This is a genomic window from Streptomyces sp. NPDC003016 (assembly GCF_053591455.1).
This window is the reverse complement of record NZ_JBSFTV010000001.1, coordinates 190,033-212,968: the sequence shown is the minus strand read 5'-3', so window position 1 is coordinate 212,968 and position 22,936 is coordinate 190,033. Positions and strand designations below refer to the sequence as shown.

At 73.6% G+C, this 22,936-nt stretch carries 21 protein-coding genes and 1 pseudogene; 10 read left to right on the top strand and 12 right to left on the bottom strand.

Going from position 1 to position 22,936, the window contains the following annotated elements:
* Positions 1-31 precede the first annotated feature (31 nt).
* The 3 genes from ACWDZ4_RS00925 (at position 32) to ACWDZ4_RS00915 (ending at position 2,773) form a co-directional block, all read left to right on the top strand.
* Positions 32-646 (top strand): response regulator, encoded by a 615-nt coding sequence (locus tag ACWDZ4_RS00925; RefSeq protein ID WP_451506419.1) that lies wholly within the window; start codon positions 32-34, stop codon positions 644-646.
* Between the two features lie 81 nt (positions 647-727).
* Complete coding sequence (locus ACWDZ4_RS00920; protein WP_451506322.1) at positions 728-2,179, top strand: peptidoglycan D,D-transpeptidase FtsI family protein; 1,452 nt, start codon at positions 728-730, stop codon at positions 2,177-2,179.
* Positions 2,180-2,611: 432 nt separating this feature from the next.
* Positions 2,612-2,773 carry a hypothetical protein gene (locus ACWDZ4_RS00915; RefSeq protein ID WP_451506321.1) on the top strand — a complete coding sequence of 54 codons (162 nt, stop codon included), beginning with the start codon at positions 2,612-2,614 and terminating at the stop codon, positions 2,771-2,773.
* On the opposite strand, the gene ACWDZ4_RS00910 is transcribed toward ACWDZ4_RS00915, so the two are convergent.
* From ACWDZ4_RS00910 to ACWDZ4_RS00880, 7 genes and pseudogenes are all read right to left on the bottom strand, one after another.
* Complete coding sequence (locus tag ACWDZ4_RS00910; protein WP_451506418.1) at positions 2,736-3,392, bottom strand: TetR family transcriptional regulator C-terminal domain-containing protein; 657 nt, start codon at positions 3,390-3,392, stop codon at positions 2,736-2,738. The two genes, ACWDZ4_RS00915 and ACWDZ4_RS00910, sit on opposite strands and share 38 nt — an antisense overlap.
* A 164-nt stretch (positions 3,393-3,556) precedes the next feature.
* Positions 3,557-3,616: pseudogene (locus ACWDZ4_RS00905) on the bottom strand (TetR family transcriptional regulator); the annotation flags it as partial.
* An 85-nt stretch (positions 3,617-3,701) separates the two neighbouring features.
* Complete coding sequence (locus tag ACWDZ4_RS00900) at positions 3,702-4,295, bottom strand: TIGR03086 family metal-binding protein (protein WP_451506320.1); 594 nt, start codon at positions 4,293-4,295, stop codon at positions 3,702-3,704.
* 133 nt (positions 4,296-4,428) lie between these two features.
* The gene (locus ACWDZ4_RS00895; RefSeq protein ID WP_451506319.1) at positions 4,429-5,037 is read right to left on the bottom strand and encodes a GNAT family N-acetyltransferase; all 609 of its coding nucleotides are present in this window, start codon (positions 5,035-5,037) and stop codon (positions 4,429-4,431) included.
* A complete protein-coding gene (locus tag ACWDZ4_RS00890) occupies positions 5,034-7,103 on the bottom strand; it encodes a penicillin acylase family protein (protein WP_451506318.1) in 2,070 nt (689 codons plus the stop codon). The genes ACWDZ4_RS00895 and ACWDZ4_RS00890 overlap by 4 nt, the downstream gene beginning before the upstream one ends.
* Positions 7,104-7,524: 421 nt before the next feature.
* The gene (locus ACWDZ4_RS00885; protein WP_451506417.1) at positions 7,525-8,703 is read right to left on the bottom strand and encodes a hypothetical protein; all 1,179 of its coding nucleotides are present in this window, start codon (positions 8,701-8,703) and stop codon (positions 7,525-7,527) included.
* A 14-nt stretch (positions 8,704-8,717) separates the two neighbouring features.
* Positions 8,718-9,683 carry a 5-dehydro-4-deoxyglucarate dehydratase gene (locus tag ACWDZ4_RS00880; RefSeq protein ID WP_451506317.1) on the bottom strand — a complete coding sequence of 322 codons (966 nt, stop codon included), beginning with the start codon at positions 9,681-9,683 and terminating at the stop codon, positions 8,718-8,720.
* 261 nt (positions 9,684-9,944) lie between these two features.
* On the opposite strand from ACWDZ4_RS00880, the gene ACWDZ4_RS00875 reads away from it, so the two are divergent.
* Both ACWDZ4_RS00875 and ACWDZ4_RS00870 read left to right on the top strand, forming a co-directional pair.
* Positions 9,945-10,754 (top strand): NAD-dependent epimerase/dehydratase family protein, encoded by an 810-nt coding sequence (locus tag ACWDZ4_RS00875; protein WP_451506316.1) that lies wholly within the window; start codon positions 9,945-9,947, stop codon positions 10,752-10,754.
* A gap of 193 nt (positions 10,755-10,947) precedes the next feature.
* Positions 10,948-12,099, top strand: coding sequence for a TerD family protein (locus ACWDZ4_RS00870; protein WP_451506315.1), 1,152 nt, complete (start codon positions 10,948-10,950; stop codon positions 12,097-12,099).
* A 19-nt stretch (positions 12,100-12,118) separates the two neighbouring features.
* Here the strand turns inward: ACWDZ4_RS00870 and ACWDZ4_RS00865 are convergent, their stop codons facing one another.
* Positions 12,119-12,346, bottom strand: coding sequence for a hypothetical protein (locus ACWDZ4_RS00865; RefSeq protein WP_214899643.1), 228 nt, complete (start codon positions 12,344-12,346; stop codon positions 12,119-12,121).
* Between the two features lie 426 nt (positions 12,347-12,772).
* Here ACWDZ4_RS00865 and ACWDZ4_RS00860 point away from each other — a divergent pair, with 426 nt between their 5' ends.
* Positions 12,773-13,660, top strand: a complete 888-nt coding sequence (locus ACWDZ4_RS00860) for a serine/threonine-protein kinase (protein ID WP_451506314.1) — start codon at positions 12,773-12,775, stop codon at positions 13,658-13,660.
* Here the strand turns inward: ACWDZ4_RS00860 and ACWDZ4_RS00855 are convergent.
* Positions 13,626-15,068, bottom strand: coding sequence for an alkaline phosphatase PhoX (locus ACWDZ4_RS00855; protein WP_451506313.1), 1,443 nt, complete (start codon positions 15,066-15,068; stop codon positions 13,626-13,628). The two genes, ACWDZ4_RS00860 and ACWDZ4_RS00855, sit on opposite strands and share 35 nt — an antisense overlap.
* Positions 15,069-15,178: 110 nt before the next feature.
* Here ACWDZ4_RS00855 and ACWDZ4_RS00850 point away from each other — a divergent pair, with 110 nt between their 5' ends.
* Positions 15,179-15,952: an SDR family NAD(P)-dependent oxidoreductase gene (locus tag ACWDZ4_RS00850; RefSeq protein ID WP_451506312.1), complete on the top strand. Its 774-nt coding sequence runs from the start codon at positions 15,179-15,181 to the stop codon at positions 15,950-15,952.
* Positions 15,953-16,199: 247 nt separating this feature from the next.
* Here ACWDZ4_RS00850 and ACWDZ4_RS00845 read toward each other — a convergent pair whose 3' ends face one another.
* Positions 16,200-17,684 carry a hypothetical protein gene (locus tag ACWDZ4_RS00845; RefSeq protein WP_451506311.1) on the bottom strand — a complete coding sequence of 495 codons (1,485 nt, stop codon included), beginning with the start codon at positions 17,682-17,684 and terminating at the stop codon, positions 16,200-16,202.
* 195 nt (positions 17,685-17,879) lie between these two features.
* Between ACWDZ4_RS00845 and ACWDZ4_RS00840 the strand changes: the two genes are divergently transcribed.
* Positions 17,880-19,724, top strand: coding sequence for an endonuclease/exonuclease/phosphatase family protein (locus tag ACWDZ4_RS00840; protein WP_451506310.1), 1,845 nt, complete (start codon positions 17,880-17,882; stop codon positions 19,722-19,724).
* 15 nt (positions 19,725-19,739) lie between these two features.
* Here the strand turns inward: ACWDZ4_RS00840 and ACWDZ4_RS00835 are convergent, their stop codons facing one another.
* Complete coding sequence (locus ACWDZ4_RS00835) at positions 19,740-20,474, bottom strand: antibiotic biosynthesis monooxygenase (RefSeq protein ID WP_451506309.1); 735 nt, start codon at positions 20,472-20,474, stop codon at positions 19,740-19,742.
* A gap of 119 nt (positions 20,475-20,593) precedes the next feature.
* Between ACWDZ4_RS00835 and ACWDZ4_RS00830 the strand changes: the two genes are divergently transcribed.
* Complete coding sequence (locus ACWDZ4_RS00830; RefSeq protein ID WP_451506308.1) at positions 20,594-21,040, top strand: N-acetyltransferase family protein; 447 nt, start codon at positions 20,594-20,596, stop codon at positions 21,038-21,040.
* Between the two features lie 48 nt (positions 21,041-21,088).
* Here the strand turns inward: ACWDZ4_RS00830 and ACWDZ4_RS00825 are convergent, their stop codons facing one another.
* Positions 21,089-21,787, bottom strand: a complete 699-nt coding sequence (locus ACWDZ4_RS00825; RefSeq protein WP_451506307.1) for a DUF4232 domain-containing protein — start codon at positions 21,785-21,787, stop codon at positions 21,089-21,091.
* Between the two features lie 195 nt (positions 21,788-21,982).
* Here ACWDZ4_RS00825 and dapA point away from each other — a divergent pair, with 195 nt between their 5' ends.
* Positions 21,983-22,936 (top strand): 4-hydroxy-tetrahydrodipicolinate synthase, encoded by a 954-nt coding sequence (dapA, locus tag ACWDZ4_RS00820; protein ID WP_451506306.1) that lies wholly within the window; start codon positions 21,983-21,985, stop codon positions 22,934-22,936.

The window sequence follows — 22,936 nt, the reverse complement described above, 5'->3', positions numbered from 1 at the left end:
GGTCAGGGTCGTGCTCGCCGACGACGAGCACATGGTCCGCACCGCCCTGCGCGTCATCCTCGACGCCGAGCCCGGCCTGGAGGTCGTCGGCGAGGCGGCGACCGGCGCCGAGGCGGTGTCGGTGGTGCGGGAGCTGCGGCCGGACGTGGTGCTGATGGACGTGCGCATGCCGGGGATCGACGGCATCCGCGCCACCGAGCGGATCCTCGGCGGCATGGAGACGCCACCGCGCATCGTCGTCGTCACCACCTTCGAGAACGACTCGTACGTGTACGACGCGCTGCGCGCCGGCGCCGCGGGGTTCCTGCTCAAGCGCGCCGCGGCCGAGGACCTGGTCCAGGCGGTCCGGCTGGTCGCCCGCAGCGACTCGCTCCTCTTCCCGTCCGCCGTGCGCACGCTGGCCGCCGAACACGCCAGGCGGCAGCCCGCCGCGCCGCCCTGGGCGGCGCGGCTGACCGAGCGCGAGGCGGAGGTGCTGCGGCTGATGGCGACGGGCCTGGCGAACGCGGAGATCGCGGACCGGCTGCGGGTCGGCCCGGCGACGGCGAAGAGCCACGTGGCGGCCGTGCTGGCGAAGACGGGCGCACGCGACCGGACCCAGGCGGTGATCGCGGCGTACGAGTCGGGGTTCATCACACCGCGCTGAGCCGGGCGGCCGGGATGAGGATCGTCTGAGAAACAGCCCACCGGGGAACGTGACCGCCCGTTTCGTTCGTCTCCGTACGAGATGAACAGAACGATCAGGCACGCCTCGGTGTCCTGCCTGCTGATGGTGCTCGCCCTGCTGGTGCGGATCACCTGGGTGCAGGCGTACCAGGGCCAGGCCCTCGCGGACGACAAGCACAACCGGCGGGACGTCATCGCGCAGTACGCGCAGCCGCTCGGGAACATCATCGTGGCCGGCTCGCCGGTCACCGGATCGAAGAGGACGGAGGGGGGCGACCTCGCGTACAAGCGGACCTACCCGGACGGCGGGCTCTACGCGGCCGTCACCGGCTACAGCTCGCAGGCGTACGGAGCCACCCAGCTCGAAGGCGTCTACAGCGACGTCCTCGACGGGACCGACACCCGGCTGAAGAGCCCGGCCGGTCTCCTCACCGGCGGGCGGAGCGACCCCGGTGACGTCGTGACGACCATCGACCCCGCCGTGCAGAAGGCGGCGTACGAGGCGCTGGGCGAGAAGAAGGGCGCGGCCGTCGCGATGGACCCGGAGACCGGGCGGATCCTGGGCATGGTCTCCACGCCTTCGTACGATCCGTCGGAGATCAGTGGTACGCGCGACGGCGACGCCTGGCAGCGGCTGACCGGCGACGAGGACAAGCCGATGGTCAACCGGGCGCTGCGGCAGCCGCTGCCGCCGGGTTCGACGTTCAAGCTGGTGGTCGCCGCGGCGGCGCTGGAGGACGGGCTCCACGGGTCGGTCGACGAGCGGACGGACAGCCCGGACCCGTACACGCTGCCCGGCACGCGGACGGTCCTGGAGAACGAGAACAGGTCGGCGCCCTGCGAGGACGCCACGCTGCGCACCGCGCTCAAGTACTCCTGCAACAACGTCTTCGCGAAGCTGGCCGTCGACCTCGGCCAGGACAGGGTGAAGGCGATGGCGGAGAAGTTCGGCTTCAATACCGAGAAGCTCGATGTGCCGGTGCGGGCGTCGAAGAGCGTGTACCCGTCCGGCATGGACGAGGCGCAGACGGCGCTGACGGGCATCGGCCAGTTCGACGTGACGGCCACCCCGCTCCAGATGGCCATGGTCTCGGCGGCCCTCGCCAACGGCGGTGAGCTCGCGTCGCCGCACATGGTCTCGAAGGTGACGGACGCGGACGGCGACACCCTGGAGGACTTCGGGGACGCGGACGGTGAACGGATCGTCTCGTCCTCCACCGCCGGGCAGTTGCGGAGCGCGATGGTCACGGTCGTCGAGGACGGCACGGGCACGAACGCGCGGATCGGCGGCGCCGAGGTGGGCGGCAAGACGGGCACCGCGCAGCACGGCGTCGACAACAGCGAGACGCCGTACGCCTGGTTCACGTCGTACGCGAAGGACGCGTCGACCGGCAAGGAGGTGGCGGTCGCGGTCGTCGTGGAGGACTCGGGCGCGGAGCGCTCGGAGGTCAGCGGCAACGGCCTGGCGGCCCCGGTCGCCCAGAAGATGATGCGGGCGGCGCTCAGCCGGTGACGGGGCGGTGCAGGGCCGGCCCGAAAGTCCCGGCCCGGCCCTGCCCCCCTCGGGGGGACCCGGCTGCTTCTGCCGGAAGTTCCCCACCTGGTCGAGCACCGGGAACTCGAAGGCGCGGCCGGCCGGGCCGAGGTGCGCGAAAGCGCGGCCCTGCTCCGTGGACGTGGCCTCGCAGCGCGGCAGCGTCACCTCGCGCCGCACCGGCATTTCGCGCCGCACGGCGTTCAGGGCGGCCCGGCACCCGGGCGTGCCGACGGTCTGGGAGAACTTCTCGCACATCCGGTCCACCGGTTGCGCCGTCACGTTCCGGGCCGAACTGCTCGCCCTGGCCGTCGGCCTGGTCCTCCTGGGCTGCTGCCGGAACGGCGGCGGTGGCCGGAGGCCGTGTGCGCCGGGCCGGCCCGCCGGGCCCCGGGCGCCTCGGACTGGTACATGCCGATCCCCCGCGCCACCCTCCTGTGGTGGCCGATGCGGGTCCTGCCCGCCGTGTGGGGCCTGCGCCGCTCCTGGGCGCGGAGCGCCTGCCTGTGCGGCGTCGCGCCGGTGGCGGCGGTCCTCACCGTCGCCTTCCTGTCGGGACGCCGGGCGGACTGACGGCGGTGAGCGCCGGTACGGGCGCGGCGTCCGCGGCCGCCCGGGACGCGCGCCGCGCGAGCGCCGCCGCCCAGGCGGTCGCCGCGACGGCGAGCGTGCCGACCCCGGCGCCGACCCACGCGACGGAGGCGTGGCCGAGGCCCGCGTCGATGGCCGCGCCGCCCAGCATGGGGGTGAGCGTGATGCCCACGTTGAAGGCCGAGGTGGAGAAGGCGGGGACCAGCGTCGGCGCGTCGGGCGCGAGGGTGAACACCCGTGACCGGAGTACGGGATGGGTGACGTAGCCGGCCACGCCGAGGACGAGGACCAGCACGACGGTGAGTACCGGGTTCGGCGCGGCGAGCGCGAGGCCCGCCGAGGGCGGGGTGACGCGCGCCGAGACCCTGAGGCCGGCGATGGTGGCGATGACGAAGTGGGCGAGCGCGGCGGGGTCCTTGTCGCGGGCGATGTCGCCGTCCCGCTGTCCCGCCTCGATCGCGGTACGGATCACCGCGAGGCGCACCCGGTGGTCACGGGCCAGGCCGCCCGCGACCTCCCGGTCGCGGGCGGCCACCTCGACGGCGGTACTGACGACGAGGCAGCCACCGCCCCCGGGGCCGCGCTCGGACTCCTCGTCGATGACGCGCTGGAACTGCGCGCGGATCTTCTGCCGGACGGGAGGCCGCCCTCCATCAGCTCGCCCAGTCCGGCGTTCCTGGTCTCCATGTAACGGGCGAGCGCCCGGCCGAAGAGGTCGCGCTTGCTCTTGAAGGTGTTGTCAATGCTGCTGCGCCCCAGGCCGGTGGCCTCGCACAGGTCCTGGGTGGACGTCCCCTCGTAGCCGGCGGCCCAGAACGCCCGCATCGCGGCGTCGACCGCCCGCTCCTCGTCGAATTCCCTCGGCCGGGCCACGGCGAGGACGCCAGCAGGTTTTGGAACGCTTGGTCCATTACTTTTCCGGCCAGGACGGACTGCGGCCCGCGCGCGCGACCACCCGATCCAGGAGCGGCGCGTCCCCGGGCACCTCGACGGGGGTCCCGAAGATCCCGTCGTCGCCCGGGGTGTCGCCCGTCGGCTCCAGCAGCTCGTACGACGACCGCAGGGCCGCGGCGTCGGGCGCGTACGCCTGGCCGGTGGCGCGGGCCAGGTCCCAGCCGTGCACGACGACCTCGTTCAGGGCGACCTTCCCGGCGATGCCGCCGGGCAGCGTGACCCCGCCCGCCCGCGTCGTGTCCTGCCAGGCGCCGGGGCTGCGCCAGGCGGCGGCGAGCTCGTCGAGCTGTCGCGGAAGGCGGGTGCGCCAGTCGTCGTCGAGTACGGGCAGGGCGGCGCCGGGGTCGGTGTCGGTCGACGGCCCCAGCTCCTTCTTCGCCGCGTCACGGAAGGCGGCGGTGAGGCCGACGAGGTGCGCCAGGAGGTGGTGCACCGCGTACTTCTCGCAGGGGGTGGGGGCGGAAAGCTGCTCGTCCGTGATCCCGTCGAGCAGCCGGGCCACCTGCCGGACGGCCGGTTCGAAGTCGAGCAGGGGGGCGCTGGCGGTCATGGCACTGCCTCCGGTCTCCGGTGAGCCGACGATGTCTGCGCAGTGATGACCGCCGGCCGCCCCGGAACTCATCGGTGTGCCGGACGGGCCCGCGGAAAGGGGCGGGCCCTCGGGAAGGAACGGGCAGGGGGGGTCACACCGTGCGGGACGCCTCGAACGCGGCGCGGGTCAGGAACGCCAGCCGGGCCCGCTTCTCCGGCAGGAAGACCTCCGGCAGGTCGATCTCCGGCAGGACGATCTCCGGCCCGATCACGAACCCCGCCCGCTCCAGCCGCGCCACCGCCTTCGTGTTGAGCGCGTCCGGTTCCGCCACGACCCGCTGGTGGTCCGGGTCCGCGAACACGAAGCCGAGCATCGCGGCGAGCAGGTTCGCGGTGAACCCGTGCTCCGGGGCCGCGCCGTCGGCGGGCCCGATCAGCAGGTGCACCCCGAAGTCCCCCGGCCGGGCGTCGTAGCACTCGCTGACCCGGTCCGCCTCGGGGTCGTACGTCTGGAAGAGCGCGGCGGGTTCGCCGTCCCGCAGGACCAGGTAACCGTGGTGGGTGGTGAGGGAGTCCAGATGCGCGTAGACCTCCTGGACCTGCTCGCGCGTCGCGTCGCCCATGCCCCAGAACCGGGCCCGCTCCTCGGTGACCCAGCCGTGCAGCAGCCCGGCGTCGCGCGCCGGGTCCACGGGGACGAGCCGGACCGTCCCGAAGCCGTCGATCTTCTCCTCGTACACGGGCTCAGCGGTCACGGTCATGCGGACTCCTTGGTCAGACGGTTCCAGTCCGTGACCACGGGGACGAGTTCGCCCCGCAGCCACACCGGCAGTTGGTCATGGTGGTGGGTGTCGCCCGGGACGCCGGACGCGCCGAGCGGCACCACCCAGAGGCTGTCCTCGCGCCGTGCGAGGTCCCAGACGTAGCGGGCGGCCGGCCCGCGCGCGCAGCGGTCGGTGACGCCGGGGACGCTGGAGGTGGAGAGCACGCAGTCGTGGTCCCCGGCCACCCCCGGCCACCCCCCGGGCGGGGCGGAGGGCAGCGCCTGCCACGGCGCGAGGCGGTGTACGTCGCCCCAGGCGGCCGGCGGAGCCGGTTCCGTGGCGGCGGCGACCGCCTCGACCGCCGCCGCCACGACGGCGGGCCGGTCGATGCCGGGCAGCAGGTCCGTGGTCAGCAGGGTCTCCAGCGCGAAGCCGACGCGCGGTGTGAGGGCGAGCCAGGGCAGGAAGACCGGGGGGTACGCCGGGTCCGCCACCGGTTCGGTCAGGGCGGCCAGTTCCGGGTGGGCCGCGAACCGCCGCACCACCTCCGTCCGTACGGCGGCGTACACCGTCGCATCGGTACTGTCGGCCTCCATCCGCCGGTCCCAGCCCAGGAGCCGCTCCCGCAGCCGCGCGCCCCGCTCGCCGAGCCCTTCGAGCCCGGCGATCATCTCCAGCAGGGGGCGGGCCGACGCGAGGTGGGTGTCGGTGTGGACGGCCGCCATGTCCCCGGCGGTCCACGCCTTCGACCCGTCGAGCAGCTGCCCGATGCGGTCGGCCCGGTACGGCGGTGCGAACTCCACGCCCAGCGGCCCGGCCAGGCCGCGCTGGTTGGCCATCACCGCGACACCGTCGACCTCCGCGCGGGGCAGCGGCCGGTCCTCACCGCTCCAGGCGTACGCCGCCTCCCGGGCCGGTACGACACGCAGCCCGTTGTCCCGGTGGCGCAGCGGCACCCGGCCCGCGACCCGGTGCAGCAGCCCGCCCCCGGTGTCGGCGGCCTGTACGACGTTGACGGGCTCGACCCAGCGCTCGAACGCCCGGTCCACGTCGGCGACGGTGCGCGCCCTGAGCAGTGCGGGCAGCGCGGCGAAGCCGAGGTCCTCGTACACCCGCGTCGGGCAGCGGAGGCTGATCGTCACGGCTTCGCCGGGGCCGCCGATGACGACGGGCCCGCGCTCGGTCTCGACGACCTCGGTCTCGACCGGGTCGCCGCCCGCCACCTCGATGGTCTCGGTGTGGGCGGTGGCGGGCCGCCAGCCGTCCGGGCCGAGCGCCTCCACGCCCGCGCCGCCGGGCCCGCGCCGCAGCTCTTCCCGGTAGAGGTCCTGGTAGTCGGCCATGGCGTTGGTGATCGCCCAGGCCACGGTGGAGGTGTGGCCGAAGTGGGCCGTGCCGGGGACGCCGGGGACGGCCAGGCCCACCACGTCGAACTCCGGACAGGCCAGGCGGACCTGCTGGTAGACCCCCGGGTCCTCGATGAACCGGTGCGGGTCGCCCGCGATGAGCGGCGACCCGGTGGCGGTGCGCTCCCCGGCGACGAGCCAGCCGTTGCTGCCGGAGGTGCCGGGCCCGTCCGTGGCGAACAGGGTGATCGCCTCGTCACCGAGCCTGCGGGCTACCTCGTCGCGCCACAGCTTGGTCGGGAAGCCGGCGAAGAGGATGTGCGTGGACAGCCAGATCCCCAGCGGCGTCCACGGCTGCCACTCCCCCGGGACCAGCCCGGTGGCGGCGAACTCCGGCGCGCGGGCCGCCCCTTGGGCGAGGCCGTCGTTGACCCCGTCGACGTACCGCGTGATCCAGGCGGCCGTGTCCGCGTCGAGGGCGCGGAAACAGCGCCGGGCGGTGTCGTCCAGCCGGGACCTCCGGGCGAAGACGTCCCAGTCGACGGCGTCGGGACCGAGGAAGGAGGCGGTGGTGCCCTGCGACCTGTGCCGCTCGACCTCGATCTGCCAGGCGCGGTCGGTGGCGGCGTTGCGGCCCTGCGCGAAAGCGAGTTCGTGCGCGCTGTCGGCGCGGAGATGGGGGATTCCCCAGGCGTCCCGGAAGACCTCGGTGCTCACTCTGTTCCCATCCAGATCCCGCTAGGCTTTTAGGTAAGGCTGACCTAACCTAATCGACGCCCGTCCGGGAAACAATCCGGGGTCCCCGCAGGGAACCGCACAGGCGCCGCACTCGGCCACCCTGCTGCTCGCCGGACTCGACGGCGCGGCGGTCTTCGCCGCCGCCGGCCGCGGCCTCGGCCGCTCCCCCGCCCCCGTCGGCGTGGTCCACACGGTGCGGGGCGCCGGTTCCGTGCTCACCGGGCTGCCGGCGGGCCCGCTGCCGCGGCGGCAGCCGGAGCGGGTCCACGCCACCGCCGGCACCCTCCTCCACCCGCCGACCGCGATCAGGCCCTCACCCTAGGCGCCGGCCTGATCGCGGCCGTGGACCACCGGGTGGTGCCGGCGGCCGGCGCGGCGGGACTGCCGCCGCCCTGCGCCCTCATGGCCGCAGGGCGGCGCGTACGAGCCCGAGATCGTCGTCGGAGGCCAGCCCCGCGTGGTACAGCCGCAGTTCGGTCGCGCCGAGCGCGGCGGCGCGGGCGGCGTCCTCGGCGAGCGTGCCGGGGCTGCCGCCCATCCCGGAGACGACGGTGAGGTTGGCGGCGACGACGGTCCCGGGGCCGGCGCGGTGCTCCACGAAGGGCGCGAGCAGCTCCGGGCCGCCCGCGCACGGCACGACCACGCCGTCCGCGACCTCGAGGACGTGCCGGGGATCGACACCCGCGTTCGCCCCGCAGTGGTACGCCGACGGGTCGGCGTGCAGCAGCACGCGGAAGCCGGGGGGCGCGGCGGCCCGTACCGCCGCGACGGCCGATTCCTGGAGCGTACGGGCGGCCCGGGTGCGCCACGCGAGGGTCGCGGCGGCGAGCCCGGCACCGATGAGCTTCTCGACGGCGGACCACCCGGCGCCGAAGGCCCCGGCGGACCCCGCACCCCAGACGGGCTCCAGGGCGCGGCGTACGGCTTCCCCCAGCTCGTCCGCGTCCGCCCCGGCCTCCGCGTACCCCGTACGGCAGTCCGGGCAGAAGCAGAGCGACATCAGGTACTGGGCCGCGTCCCCGAGCGCCACCCCGGAGATCTTGTCGTGGGCGTGCAGGTGGGCGAGCCCGTACCAGCCGCAGGACTCCAGTTCGGTGCCGCGCGCGCCGGGCCGTACGGCCGCCTCCGCCGCCAGATCGGTCAGGTACGCCCGGACGGCCGGCCGGCCGATGCAGGGCGCCCAGGGGTAGCGGTCGCCGTACGCGTTGACGACGGAGGTGTCCGGGTGGTCGGCGCCGAGGCGGGAGTTGTGGGCGAGGACGACCCAGGAGTGCACGTCGAGCCCGGCGGCCGCGAGCGCTTCGGCCGCCTCGCCGTACGGATCGGCGGTGGGCGCCCAGTCCCCGGCGGCGTACGGCCGCAGGCTCCGCCCCGACCAGCGGTCCTCGTCGACGGGGTAGAGCACGGCGGCGTGTCCGGCGGTGACGATCCGGTGGCGGGGGTGGCGCGGGGTCAGGGCGCGGGTCGAGTGGTAGGCGGAGGCGAGGGTGACCTGCTGGACGCCGAGGTCCGCGACGCGGGCGGCGGCGTCCGGGTCGCCGACGACGTCCCAGGGATAGAGGAAGGCCCCGGTCTTCATGCGCGTCACGCGCGTCATGCGCGCTCACCGCCGATGCCGGCGTCGGCGCCGATCAGGGTCCGGCCGCGCTCGACCAGCTCGGCCAGCATCGTGACGTGCACGGGGTCGGGTTCGCTGAGCGGCGGCCGTACGGTGCCGACCTCCAGGCCGCCGAGCCGCACGCCCGCCTTGACGAGCGAGACGGCGTACCCGCGGCCGAGGTTGCGCAGTTCGACGAGCGGGGCGTAGAAGCCGTCGAGCAGGCGGTTGACGGTGTCGTCGTCGCCGGTGTTCAGGGCCCGGTGGAAGGCGAGCGCGATGTCGGGGGCGAAGCAGAAGACGGCGGAGGAGTAGAGGGTGACGCCGATGCCCCGGTAGGCGAGGCCGGTGAGTTCGGCGGTGGGCAGGCCGTTGAAGTAGAGGAAGGGGTGGCCGGGCAGGTCGCGGCGTACGGCGCCGACGATGCGCTGCATCAGGTCCAGGTCGCCGTACCCGTCCTTGAGCCCGATGATGCCCGGCACCCGTGCGAGCGCGACGACGGTCTCGGGGGTGAAGACGGCGTTGTCGCGCTGGTAGACGATGACGTCGAGGGAGGTGGCGGCGGCCAGTTCGGTGTAGTGGCGCAGCAGCCCCTGCTGGTCGGCGGCGACGAGGTACGGGGGCAGGGCGAGCAGCCCGTCGGCGCCCGCTTCCTCGGCGGCCTTCGCGTACTGGACGGCGAGCGCCGTGCCGTATCCGGCTCCGGCGACGACGGGCACCCGGCCGGCCGCCTCTTCCACGGCGGCGGCCACGCACGCCCGGAATTCCTCCGGCGTCAGGGCATGGAACTCTCCGGTGCCGCAGCAGGCGAAGACCGCGGCGGCGCCGGCGTCGATGCCGGCGCGTACGTGTGCGCGGAACGCGCCGAGGTCGAGGCGGCCCAGGCCGTCGCCCGGCCCGTACGCGGTGACGGGGAAGAAGAGCAGGCCGTCGAGTCGGCCGGCGAGCGGGGCTGAGGTCACGGGCGCTCCCTGTGCGTGCACAATTATGATCCGCGTCTATATCCCTGAACGCCGTCACGCTAGGGCAGCCGCCCGGAGCCGGTCAAGACGAAAAGCCGCAAGGCAGGAGCGGATCGGGCGCCTCCACGCCACACTTGACGCGTTCGGCGCCACTCCTTAGCGTGTCCACGCATGTGAATACGGTCCACGGACGCGTCCGTTTGCCGTGCCCTCCGCGGCCCATGCCGCCCCCTGCGTACCGCGCACCGAGGAGACCCGCCGATGCCCGCACCCCGCACCGTCCTGCTGACCGGCGCCGCCGGAGGCCTCGGCACCCTGATGCGCGGACTCCTTCCGGCGTACGGCTGCACACTGCGCCTCTTCGACGCCACCCCCATAGAGGGCGAGCCGGACGCGATCACCGCCGATCTGGCGGACAAGGAGGCGCTGCGCGAGGCCGTGCGCGGGGTCGACGCGGTCATCCATCTGGCGGGCATCTCGTTGGAGGCGCCCTTCGAGAAGATCATGCGCTCCAACATCGAGGGGACGTACAACCTCTACGAGGCGGCCCGCGCGGAGGGCGTCGGCCGGATCGTCTTCGCCTCCTCGAACCACGCGGTCGGCTTCACCCCCGTCCCCGCCGGGGGCGCACCGCTCATCCCGGTCGACACCCCGCACCGCCCCGACACCTTCTACGGCCTCTCCAAGGCCTTCGGCGAGGACCTGGCGCAGCTCTACTGGGACCGGCACGGCCTCGAAACCGTCTCGGTGCGGATCGGCTCCTGCTTCATGGAGCCCACCTCGGTACGGATGCTGTCGGTCTGGATGAGCCCCGGCGACGGCGCCCGCCTCCTCCACGCCGCGCTCACCGCCGAGGACGTGGGCCACACCGTCGTCTACGGGTCCTCCGCCAACACCCGCCTGTGGTGGGACCTGTCGTCCGCGCGGGCCCTCGGTTACGAGCCGCAGGACGACTCCGAGCAGTACGCCGAGAAGCTCCTCGCGGACCAGGGCGAACTCGACCCCGGCAACCCCGACCACGCGCACCTGGGCGGCCACTTCTGCACCAGCCCGCCCCAGTGGCCGTACTGAGCTCCACGCGAGCGCGCGGGAAGCTCCCGGCCGAGGCGGTGGCGGGGCGGCGGGACGGCGGGCGGCCGGTCATGGCCCGCCGGCCGGCGGCGCACCGGCACGGCAACGGGCGGGCGGCGGAGAATCACCCGCGCGACGGGTGACGGGGGACGGGTGGGGGAACGGCGAAGACGTGTCGGTCGTTAGCCCTGTCATGACCGCAATGACACCCGGCTCGAACATTCCGCTTCCCACCGCCCGTGTGGCGGTGGACGTTGCCGCCCCGGTGCGGCTCGACGTATCGGGCCTGCTGCTCACCGCCGACGGCAAGGTGCGCTCCGACGACGACTTCATCTTCTACAACCAGCCGACGGGCCCCGGTGTCACCTACCGCTCCGGCGGCCCCGCCGCCCCCGGCGCGATCGTGGTGGACACCTCGGCGGTCCCGCCGGGCATCGAGAAGATCGTGGTCACGGCGAGCCCCGACGCCGCGGGCCAGACCTTCCAGGGCATCGAGCCCACCGCCACCGTGCGGGGCGCCGACGACGGCGCCGTGATCGCCACGTTCACCCCGCCGCAGCTCGGCTCCGAGACGGCACTGGTGATCGTCGAGATCTACCTCCGCAACGGCGCGTGGAAGGTGCGCGCGGTCGGCCAGGGATACGCGAACGGACTCGCCGGCATCGCCACGGACTTCGGCGTCTCGGTGGAGGAGCCCGCGGCGGCCGCTCCCGCCCCCGCCCAGGCTCCCCCCGCTCCGCCCGCCGCCCCGGCCCCCGCCGCGAGCGGCAAGGTCAACCTCGACAAGGGCCGGGTCAGCCTCCAGAAGAATCAGACGGTCTCCCTGGTCAAGGCCGGCAAGCCGCTGCTGTCCCAGGTCAAGATGGGCCTCGGCTGGGAGCCGGCGTTCCGGGGCAAGGACATCGACCTCGACGCGTCCGTCATCGCCTACGACGGGAACCGCAAGCACCTGGACAGCTGCTACTTCGGCAAGCTGTCGATCCTGCACGGCGCCGTCAAGCACTCCGGGGACAACCTCACCGGCGAGGGCGCGGGCGACGACGAGGTGATCACCGTGGACCTCGGCCGCATTCCCGCGGAGGCGACGGGCCTGGTGTTCACGGTGAACTCCTTCACGGGACAGAAGTTCACCGAGGTGGCCAAGGCCTACTGCCGGCTGCTGGACGCGGCGACCGGTGAGGAACTGGTCCGCTTCGACCTGACGGGCGCCGAGCCGCAGACGGGGGTGATGATGGCGAAGCTGATCAAGCAGTTCTCGGGAGAATGGGAAATGACCGCGATGGGCGACTTCGTGAAGAGTCGCACCGTTCGCGGCATGGTCAAGCCGGCAGCCCAGGCCCTCTAGCGCTCGCGCGCCGGAGGGACTAGAGCTTGGTCAGTTTGGTGAAGGGACTCAGGATGCGGCCTTGCCGCCCCGCGAAGTCGATGAGAACAGCTGCATCACCTTCGACTGCAATGACCCTCCCGAGTCCGAACTGATCATGCGAGACCCGGTCGCCCACCTCGAAAACCTCGATCGGGGGGGCGTCCGCGGCCGGGACGTTGAAGGGACTGGACGGCAGGTAGCGCCGGGCTCCGGCTGACTTTGTCATTAGTTGAGAGTATGCGCCCCGGGAGGCCGCCACGCCATGCCCGTCCATGATCACTTCACCCGAGGACATCCGGCACCGGGTCGGCGGACACGTGCCGACCTGGTGTTCCGGACGTAGGGTGACCGGCCCGGCACCCAGCGAGATTCCGGGAGTGGGCCGGAATGTTCTCCGCCAACCGGGCCCCGTAGGCGGGCTGCGCGCCCGGTGCCGGGCTGCACGCCCTGCCGTCCGCGGCGGCCGCACCGGCGACGAGCAGCCCCGACGGGGCCGGCCGCGGAGCCGCGGCAACCGACCGGCCCCCGTACGCGTCGCAGATGACGTCCGGGACACTGGTCACGACCGAGGTGGCGATCACGGCCGCGATCGTCACACGGGACACTGGACGGGCCGGACGACCGGGACCGTACGACCGGGAGGGACCACGGCATGGCCGAGCGCGCGGAGTACCGCACCGTCTCCCTGATCGGAGAGGGCGGTACGGGCCGTGTCCACCTGGCGCGGGACCCCGTCGGGCGGCTGGTCGCCCTCAAGACCGTCCACGAGCATCTGACCGCCGCCCCGCGCTTTCGCGAGCGGCTGCGCCGCGAGGCCGCCGCCGCTCTCCGCGTCAAAGGCCCCTTCACCGCGACGGTGCTCGACGCCGGCCCGGAGGACCGGCGGCCCTGGCTGGCCGCCGAGTTCTGCGTGGGGCCGCCGATCGTCGAGGCCATCACCACGGCCGGGCCCCTGGGCCCCGCGGACCTCGGCACGTTCGGCTCGGCGCTCGCCGTGGCCCTGTCCGCCGTCCACGGCGCGGGTCCCGCCCTGCTCGACCTCAAGCCCGCCCACGTCCTGATCACCCGCCGGGGTCCGAAGATCGTCGACTTCGGTACGGTCGGCCGCTCCGCCGGGCTGAACCCGGCCGACTCCGGTTTCCTCGGGTTCGTCGCCCCCGAGGAGCTGACGCCGGGCAGCCGGGCGGACACGCCCGCCGACGTGTTCGCGCTGGGGGCGCTCCTCGCGCTGTCCAGCACGGGGCGCAACCCGTTCGGGTCGGGCAGTGCCGAGCAGGTGACCCACCGGACCCTGCACGACGCCCCCGACCTCCTCGGCGTGCCGGGGCCCGAGTGGCCCGGCTTCCTCGCCCGCTGCCTGGCCGCCGCCCCCGCGGACCGGCCGAGCATGCCCGAGGCCCTCGCCTGGTGCGCGGAGCGGGCCGCCCCCGTGCCGTGGTGGGAGCAGGAACCGGCGGCCGGTCTGATCCGCGAGCACGAGGAGGACCTGGCCGGGCTCCTCGCGGTCAGCGAGGGCGACGGCGGCGCCAGGGACCGGTGATGGCGAGCAGGATGCCCGGCTTCTGGATATTGGCGTAGAGCGTCTTCCCGTCGGGCGAGAAGACGACCCCGGCGAACTCGCTGAACTCGGGCTCGGCCTCGCTCCCCACGTTGAGCTCGTTGCGGGCGACCGGGTACGTACGGCCGCTCTCCGTGGCGCCGAAGAGGTGCTGGCCGCCGTCGCCGTCCTCGGCGATGACCAGGCCGCCGTACGGCGAGACGGTGATGTTGTCGGGGCCGTCGAACCGTCCGCCCGTACCGAGCAGCACCTTCAGCGTGAGCGTGCGGCGCCTGGGGTCGTAGAACCACACCTGCCCGTCGTGCGGCTCCCCCGGGCTCTCCTCACGGGCGTACGACGACACGATGTACGCGCCGCCGTCGGCCCACCACATGCCCTCCAGCTTCCGGGCTCGCGTGATGTCCCCGTCGTCGAACTGCTCGCGCACCGGGGCCGTCCTGCCGTCCCGGTCGGGCACGTCGATCCAGTCGACGCCGTAGACCGTGCCGATGCGCGTGGCGCGCGACAGGTCGTCGACGAACCGGCCGCCGGAGTCGAAGCACCTGGTGGCCTGGAGGGTGCCCGCGTCGTCGGCGAGCTTGCGGAGCTGCCCGCGGCCGTGCTTGAAGCCGTGCGGCGGGACCCAGCGGAAGAGCAGCCCGTTGGGGGTCGAGTCGTCCTCGGTGAGGTAGGCGTGGCCGCGCTTGGGGTCGATGACGACGGCCTCGTGGTCGAAGCGGCCGAAGGCCTTGACGGGCCGGGGGTCGAGGTTCGCGCGGCGGTCGTGGGGGTCGACCTCGAAGACGTAGCCGTGGTCCTTGGTCATGCCGTTCTCGCCGGCCCGGTCGGAGTTCTCCTCACAGGTCAGCCAGGTGCCCCAATCGGTGCGCCCGCCGGCGCAGTTGGTCGAGGTCCCCGCGATGCCGACCCACTCGGCGACCTCGCCGCCGCGGTGCACCTCGACGACCGTGCAGCCGCCGGACGCGGCCGGGTCGTACACCAGGCCCTCGGCGAGCGGCACCGGGTGCTTCCACTGGGAGCGCACGCCCTTGAGCTCGTGGTTGTTGACCAGGAGCGTCACACCGCGCGGCCCCTCGAAGGCCGCGGTGCCGTCGTGGTTCGACGGCGTGTACTCACCGGACTCCAGCCTGGTGACACCGGAGTGCGTGATGATCCGGTACGAGAAACCCGCGGGCAGGGCGACGACGCCCTCGGGGTCGGGGACGAGCGGCCCGTAGCCGGGGCCGTGCTCGCCCTTTCCGGCCTCGTCGCCGGCGTCCTCGCTCTCCGCCGGGTCGTCGGCGGCGAGGGCCCCGGGAGCGGTGGCGAGCGCGCCGACGCTGCCGACGAGCGCGACCGAGGCGCCCGTGAGCGCGGAGCGTCTGGCGAAGTCCCTGCGGGTGATCGTCATGCGTACCTCCTGAGGCCCGTGAGGGGCACGTGCTTTCGGCCCCAGACTTCCGCGCGCGTATAAACGAGGGCTGAACAGCGTCCGACGTCCGAGAGGCCACCGCCATGCACGTGCCCCCGCAACCTCCCCCTTCCGGCCGCCGCGTACTCGTCAGCGGCGCGTCGCGCGGTCTCGGCCGCGCCGTCGCCCACGCCTTCGCGGCGGGCGGCGACCGCGTCGCGGTCCACTACGGCTCCCGGCGCGAGGACGCCGAGCGGACCCTTGAAGGACTCGCCGGTACGGGCCACGTGCTGGTCGGCGGCGACCTGTCCGACCCGGCGGGCGCGGCCGCCGTGGCGGACCTGGCGGCGGAGGGGCTCGGCGGCATCGACGTCCTGGTGAACAACGCCGCCGTCAACGAACGCCACCCCCTCGCCGAGACGCCGTACGACGAGTGGGCGGCGGTGTGGCAGCGTCACGTGGCCGTCAACCTGCTCGCCACGGCCAACCTCAGCCACCTCGCGGCCCGCCGCATGATCGACCGGGGCACGGGGGGCCGGATCGTCAACATCGGCTCGCGCGGCGCCTTCCGCGGGGAGCCGGACCACCCGGCGTACGGGGCGACGAAGGCGGCGGTCCACGCGCTCGGCCAGTCGCTGGCGGTCTCCCTCGCGCCGTACGGCATCGGGGTGGCGTCCGTCGCACCGGGGTTCTTCGAGACGGAGCGGGTGGCGGACCGATTGAGCGGCACGGAGGGCGAGGCGATCCGGGCGCAGAGCCCGTTCGGGCGGGTCGCGTCGGCGGAGGAGATCGCGGGCGCGGTGGTGTGGCTGGCGTCGCCGGGCGCGGAGTGGTCTTCGGGGGCGGTGCTGGATCTCAACGGGGCCTCGCATCTGCGGACTTGAGGCCGGCGGGGGCGAGCGACGGGTGGCCCTGCGGGGCCTGTTCCCCACCCCGCCCCTTCCCGAACTGGGGCGCTGCCCCAGACCCCGCTCCCCAATCGCCGGAGAGGCTGGATCTTCCAGCCCGTCCGGCGGTTGAGGACACGCCCGGGGGCGTCCCGGGGGGCCTGGGGTCTTGCCCCCCCACTTACGGGAAGGGGAGTAGGGACAGGGCCCCGCAGCCGCCCCACTCACCCGCGCCCGCGCCCCCTCAACCCGCCCGGCGCGACCTCGCCTTGAACGCCGCCTTCCGCGCTTCCTTCGCCGCCTTCTTGTCCGGGTGCAGCCGCCCCATCGCCTCCAGGACGTCCGCCGTCGCCGGGTGCTCCACCCGCCAGGCCGCGTCGAAGAAGCCGCTGTGCCGGCCGGTCAGACCCGCCACCAGCCCCTGGAGCTCGTCCGGTTCGCCGTCCGCGTCCAACTGCGCGGCGATGGTGTCGATCGCGAGCCAGAAGATCATCGTCTCGGGCGGCGGCGGCACGTCCGAAGCGCCGTGCTCGGCGAGCCAGACCCGGGCCAGGCCGCCCAGTTCCGCGTCGTCGAGCACCTCGCGGACCGCGCCCTCCGCCTCCGGGCCGACCAGCGACAGCGCCTGCTGGCTGCGGAGCCTGCGCAGCGGCGCGCCGGCGTCGGCGCCGCGCGCGGCGGCGAGCAACTCCCGTGCGGCAGCAGCCGGTTCGCGGCGGACGAGCCACAGCTGGGTCTCGGCGCCGGCCGCGGCCTCGGGGAAGTACGCGATGCCGTCGAGCAGCGCCTCCGCGCCCTTTTCGGCGAGATCGCCGACGGCGGGCGCGTCGACGCCCGCTTCGAGCATGCGGGCCCGTACCCCGTACAGACCGAGCGGAGTGAGCGCGACCATTCCGTACCGGGAGACGTCCTCGTCGTCGGCGGGCGGCTCGGGCTCCGCGCCCTCCTCCGCCATCAGCGCCTCGTCGACCGGCTGGTAGGCGACGAGCCCGATCGGCTCCAGCACCCTGAACTGGTCGTCGAGGCGCATCATCGCGTCCGACACCTGCTCCAGTACGTCGTCGGTGGGCTCGCCCATGTCGTCGGGCACGATCATCGAGGCGGCGAGCGCGGGCAGCGGCACCGGCCCGTCCGCCGCGCCCTCGGAGACGGTCAGCAGATACAGATTGCCGAGTACGCCCTCCAGGAACTCGGCCTCCGCCTCCGGGTCCCACTCCAGCGCCTCGAAGTCGATCTGCCCGTCCTCGTCGACGACCCCGGCGAGGTCGTCCAGGACGGGCGCGGTGGCGTCGGCGAAGACGGCGTCGAAGGCGTCGAGCCAGATGGCGAGTACGCCCTGGGGGCTCCCGGAGGTGAGCAGCGCCAGGTTCTCGCCGGCCGTGGCGGTCCCGGTGGCCCCGGGGCCGCCCTCGGAGCCACCGGTGCCATCAGCGCTCTCGGCGCCCTCACCGGGATCTGTCACATCGACAAGTCCCGTGTCGACGGCGAGCCGCCAGGCCTCGCTCGCCTCGGCCGCACCGTCCTCGTCGGCGGCGAGCCCGAGGTGCTCGGCGGCCCCGGGCAGCTGCTCGTCGGCGAGTTCACCGCCCGCGCCGACCCGGGTCGCGGGCCCCGCCCACCGGGCGAGCCGTACGGCACGCGCGAGCAGGGGCGAGGTGAGCGCCTCACGCGCCAGCTCTGCGTCGGAGTGGAGCCGCGCCGGCGGCAGGGTGGGGCGTTCTCCGGACATCTGGGGGTTCTCCTTGGGCGCATGCGGGTCGGGCGGCCCCCAGCGTAGACGTATTCGCCCCCATGCCACCGGGTTCATGTACCCGTCAAGATCCGTACATCCTGAGCCCCTTGACAACCCCCGGGCCCACGCAAGAGATTGACGCGCGTAGAACTTCGTTCGGCCCCCCTCCTCCCTCGCACCCGGAGCCACCTGATGACAGTCCGTTCCTCCTCCCTCCCGAGATCCGCCGCAGTCGCGGCCGTCGTAGCCACCGCACTGGCAGGCGGACTGCTGGCAGGCTCGACCTCCGCATCCGCGTCCGCCACCGCGGAGGTACGGATCCACGACATCCAGGGCACCACCCGGATATCCCCGCTCGTGGGGCAGCGGGTCACCGACGTGTCCGGCATCGTCACGGGTGTGCGGACGTACGGTTCGAAGGGCTTCTGGTTCCAGGACCCGCAGGCCGACGCCGACGCCGCCACCAGCGAGGGGATCTTCGTCTTCACCAGCTCCGCGCCGACCGTCGCCGTCGGCGACGCCGTCAAGGTGTCGGGCACGGTCGGCGAGTACGTCCCCGGCGGCACCTCGTCCGGCAACCAGTCGCTCACCCAGATCTCCAAGCCGGCCGTGACCGTGGTCTCCTCGGGCAACGCGCTGCCCGCGCCGGTCACCGTCTCCGCGAAGTCCGTACCTTCCGCGTACGCCCCCGAAGGCGACCCGGCGGCGGGCGGCAGCATCAACGCGCTGCCGCTGGACCCGTCGGCGTACGCCCTCGACCACTACGAGTCGCTGGAGGGCACCAACATCCGCATCGGATCGTCGCGCGTGGTCGGCGCGACCGACCCGCACGCGGAGCTGTGGGTCACGGTGAAGCCCGAGGAGAACGACAACCGGCGCGGCGGCGCCGTGTACGGCTCGTACACCTCCCAGAACACCGGCCGGCTCCAGATCCAGCAGCTCGCCCCGGTCTCCCAGCAGCCGTTCCCCGAGGCGAACGTCGGGGACGTGCTGTCGGGTACGACCGAAGGGCCCCTGGACTTCAACCAGTACGGCGGCTACACGCTCACGGCCCGCACCCTCGGCACGGTCACCGACCGCGGCCTGGAGCGCGAGTCGACCCGGCCGCAGCGCCGCGGCGAGCTGGCGGTGGCGACGTACAACGTCGAGAACCTGGACCCCGGCGACCCGCAGACGAAGTTCGACGCGCTGGCGGCGGCGGTCGTGGACAACCTCGCCTCGCCCGACATCCTCGCCCTGGAGGAGATCCAGGACGACAACGGCGCGAAGAACGACGGCACGGTCTCCGCCGGGGAGACGCTGAAGAAGTTCACGGCGGCGATCGCGGCGGCCGGCGGCCCGTCCTACGCCTGGCGCACCATCGACCCCGTCAACAACAAGGACGGCGGCGAGCCCGGCGGCAACATCCGCCAGGTCTTCCTCTTCAACCCCGAGCGGGTCTCCTTCACCGACCGCGGGGCGGGCGACGCCACCACCGCGACCGGTGTCGTACGGGAGAAGGGCCGCGCGGCCCTGACCCACTCCCCCGGCCGGATCGACCCGGCGAACGCGGCCTGGGAGAACAGTCGCAAGCCGCTCGCCGGCGAGTTCACCTTCCGCGGCCGTACGGTCTTCGTGATCGCCAACCACTTCGGCTCGAAGGGCGGCGACGAGGGCCTGCCCTCGCACCACCAGCCGCCGGTGCGGGGGTCGGAGGTCAAGCGGCTGGAGCAGGCCAAGTCGGTGAACGCGTTCGTCAAGGACGTCCTCAAGGCGCAGCGCGACGCGGACGTGCTGGTCCTGGGCGACATCAACGACTTCGAGTTCTCGGCGACGACGAAGGCGCTGACGGCGGACGGCGCGCTCTACCCGGCGGTCGAGTCCCTGCCCCGCCCGGAGCGTTACTCGTACGTCTTCCAGGGCAACAGCCAGGTGCTGGACCAGATCCTGACCAGCCCGTCGATCAGGAACTTCGCGTACGACAGCGTGCACATCAACGCGGAGTTCGCGGAGCAGAACAGCGACCACGACCCCCAGGTCATCCGCTTCCGCCCGTAGCCCCCAGGACGCCTCCTACACGCCCGCGCTCAGGCTGAGCGCGGGCGTGTACCGCTTCACCCCGCCGCCCGTCACACCCGGGTAGCCGTGCACCTTCTGCCACTGCGGCGTCGCCGAACCCACTCCGACGGGCCCGCCCAGCGCCTCGATGTGCGCCTCGGCGCTCTCCCACTCCGCGTAGTTGAGCACGCGCGTCCCGTCCGTACTCACATGGAAGTGACCGGCGATCCCGCCGGGGTGGAGGCCCTGATCGGTACGGAGCGCCTCGAAGACGGTGTCGATCCAGTCCCGTTGCCGGGCCTCGTCGGGCCCGTCGAACTCGACGCCGACGATCACGACGGCTCCCGGCTCGCGCTCCCCCGCGCCGGGCGCGAGCGGCGTGCTCCGGTACAGCTCGTACGCGTGGAGCCCGGCCCGCTCGATCCCGGGCACGGCCGCGTCGACCGCGGCGTTGCGGTCGTCCCTGGAGGTACGGAAGAACTCCCGGTAGTCCTCCATGCCGCGCCACTGCGAGTAGTGCAGCAGCGTGTCGCCGTCCTCTCCGACGTAGACGTTGTACGAGAGCAGCCCGGCGTCCGGCCAGGGCCGGCTCTGCCACGCCTCGGCGATGGCCTCGACGGCGGCCCGCTGCCGCTCGGGCGTACCGACCCGCCAGGTACTGGACAGGACGACGCCGGCGTCCGGACGCCCCACCCGGGGAAGCGTGCCGACCTGCACGTTCCGCGTGTTCCGCGTGTTCCGCACGGACATGATGGCTCCTCCTCGTCCGACGCACCACCGGGGCGCGTCCTCGTGTCCACCATGCTGAAACGTGAAGTTTGGTTGAGGTCAAGCGAACCGCCCACCGCGGCTGTGCCAGAATCCGGGCCATGATCTTCCGTACCGCCACCCGCCAGGACCTGCCTGCCGTCCTGGCCCTCCTCGCCGACGAGGAGAAGGCCGTCGACCCGGCGTCCGTCGTCGTCGACGCGGCGCACGAGCAGGCTTTCGCGACGATCGACAGCGACAGCCGCAACGAAATGCTGGTGCTGACCGACGAGTCCGGCACGGTGCTGGGCTGCCTCCAGTCGACGTACATACCGGGCCTCGGCCGGCACGGCGGCGAGCGGGCCCTCGTCGAGGCGGTACGGATCAGGGCGGACCGGCGCGGGGAGGGGCTCGGGCATGAACTCGTCACGCGGGCCGTCGAGCGGGCCCGCGAGCGTGGCTGCACGCTGGTCCAGCTGACCAGCAACAAGCGGCGCGGCGACGCGCACCGCTTCTACACCTCGCTCGGATTCGCGCGCAGCCACGAGGGGTTCAAGCTCGCCCTCTGAGGCCGGGGAAGTCGGATGTCAGGCCGAGGGGAGCCGGAGGCCAGGCGGTCAGCCGGCGGGGCCGGTGCGCCAGGCGGTCAGAGTGAGTTCGTCCACGGTGCGCATCTCGCCCTCCAGCGGAAACTTCCGCGCTTTCTCGCCGGGTGCCGCGGCGATCGCGAGGGCGGCCGCCTGGCGCAGCCGTCCGGCCGAGGGGTTGCTCGTCCAGGAGAGCAGCGACCGCACGCTCTCGCCCGGGTCGAGAATCACCGAGGCGGGGCCCTTGTCCTGGCCCATGTACGAGGAACCCCGGTTCACCCAGATGTCGAGGACCTTGCCGTCGGTGCCCAGCGCCTGGACGGTGGGATATCCGTAGACCTGGTGGGGTTCCTCGCCGCAGTTGGTCAGGGTGAGACCGACGGCCCGGTGTCCGAGGGCCGCCTGCACCTCGCCCATGGACACTTCGGGGCGCCCGGACGAGCATCGGCCCGGCGGGGTCCCCGCCGGGGAGGCCGGGGGCGCCGAGGCCACCGGGGGCCACTCCTCCGGCCCGCGCGCGGCGGGACCGTGCGAGGACGGTCCGGGCGAGGACGGTCCGGGCGAGGACGGCGCCGAGGGGGTGGCGCTGTGCGCCGGGGCCGGCTTCGCCGTGGGCGTCGGTTCCGGTTCGCCCTCGCCGTCCGGTACGAGAACGCCGGCGCATCCCGCCAGGACCAGCGCTCCGGTGAACGCCAGTACGGACGCGGCCCCGGCTCTCCGTACGCCCATGCGTCTGCTCCCCCGTCTCGATGTCACCACACGTGTCCGCACCCCACGTGTCCGCCACCGTCGATCCCGTCGGACCACGGGGTGGCGATCATGCCGGACACCATGCGGCGCCCCTCCAACTGTTCAGCAATGCTTGCCGTTCACGCAAAGAAAATCTAAGTGGACCTTCACCGTTCGACGGCTGAGACTCACCGCATGACAGCATCAGGCCCCTTCGGCCGCGCCCTGTGCGCAATGATCACGCCCTTCACCTCCGCGGGCGCACTGGATCTGGGCGGCGCCCAGTCGCTCGCCGACCGCCTGGTGTCCGACGGCGGCTGCGAAGGTCTCGTACTGAACGGCACCACCGGGGAGTCCCCGACCACCACCGACGCCGAGAAGAGCGCACTCGTACGGGCCGTGTGCGAGGCGGTCGGCGACCGGGCCGCGGTCCTCGCCGGGGTGGGAAGCGCCGACACCCGGCACACCGTCGAGCTGGCGCGGGCGGCCGAGCGGGCAGGCGCCGACGGGCTGCTGGTCGTCACGCCGTACTACAGCCGGCCGCCCCAGGAGGCCGGGGAGGCACACTTCCTGCGGATCGCGGACTCGGTCGGCGTCCCGCTGATGCTGTACGACATCCCCGGCCGCACCGGCACCCGCATCGAGGTAGAGACGGTGCTGCGGCTCGCCGGCCATCCGCGCATCACCGCGGTGAAGGACTGTGCGCACGACCTGCTGGGCAGCGCCACCGTCCTCTCCCGGACGGACCTCGCGTACTACTCGGGGTCCGAGGAGCTCAACCTGCCGCTCTACGCGATCGGCGGCGCCGGTTATGTCAGTACGGTCGCCAACTCCGCGCCCCGCGCGCTGCGGGCGGTCCTCGACGCGTACGACGCCGGGGACACGGCGGGAGCCGCCCGCGCCCACCTGCGCGCGCTGCCCCTCGTCACGCTGACGATGGCGTCGGGCCTGCCCGGTACGGTCACCACGAAGGGGCTGCTCGGCGCGCTCGGCCTGCCGGCGGGCCCGGTCAGGGAACCGCTGCAGCCCGCCGACCTGACCACGGTCGACGGGCTGCTCAAGGCGTACGGAGAACTCTCGGAATTCACGGGACCGGCGGGACCGGCGGGACCGGCGGGACCGGCGGAACCCGGCCGGTCCCGGACGTAG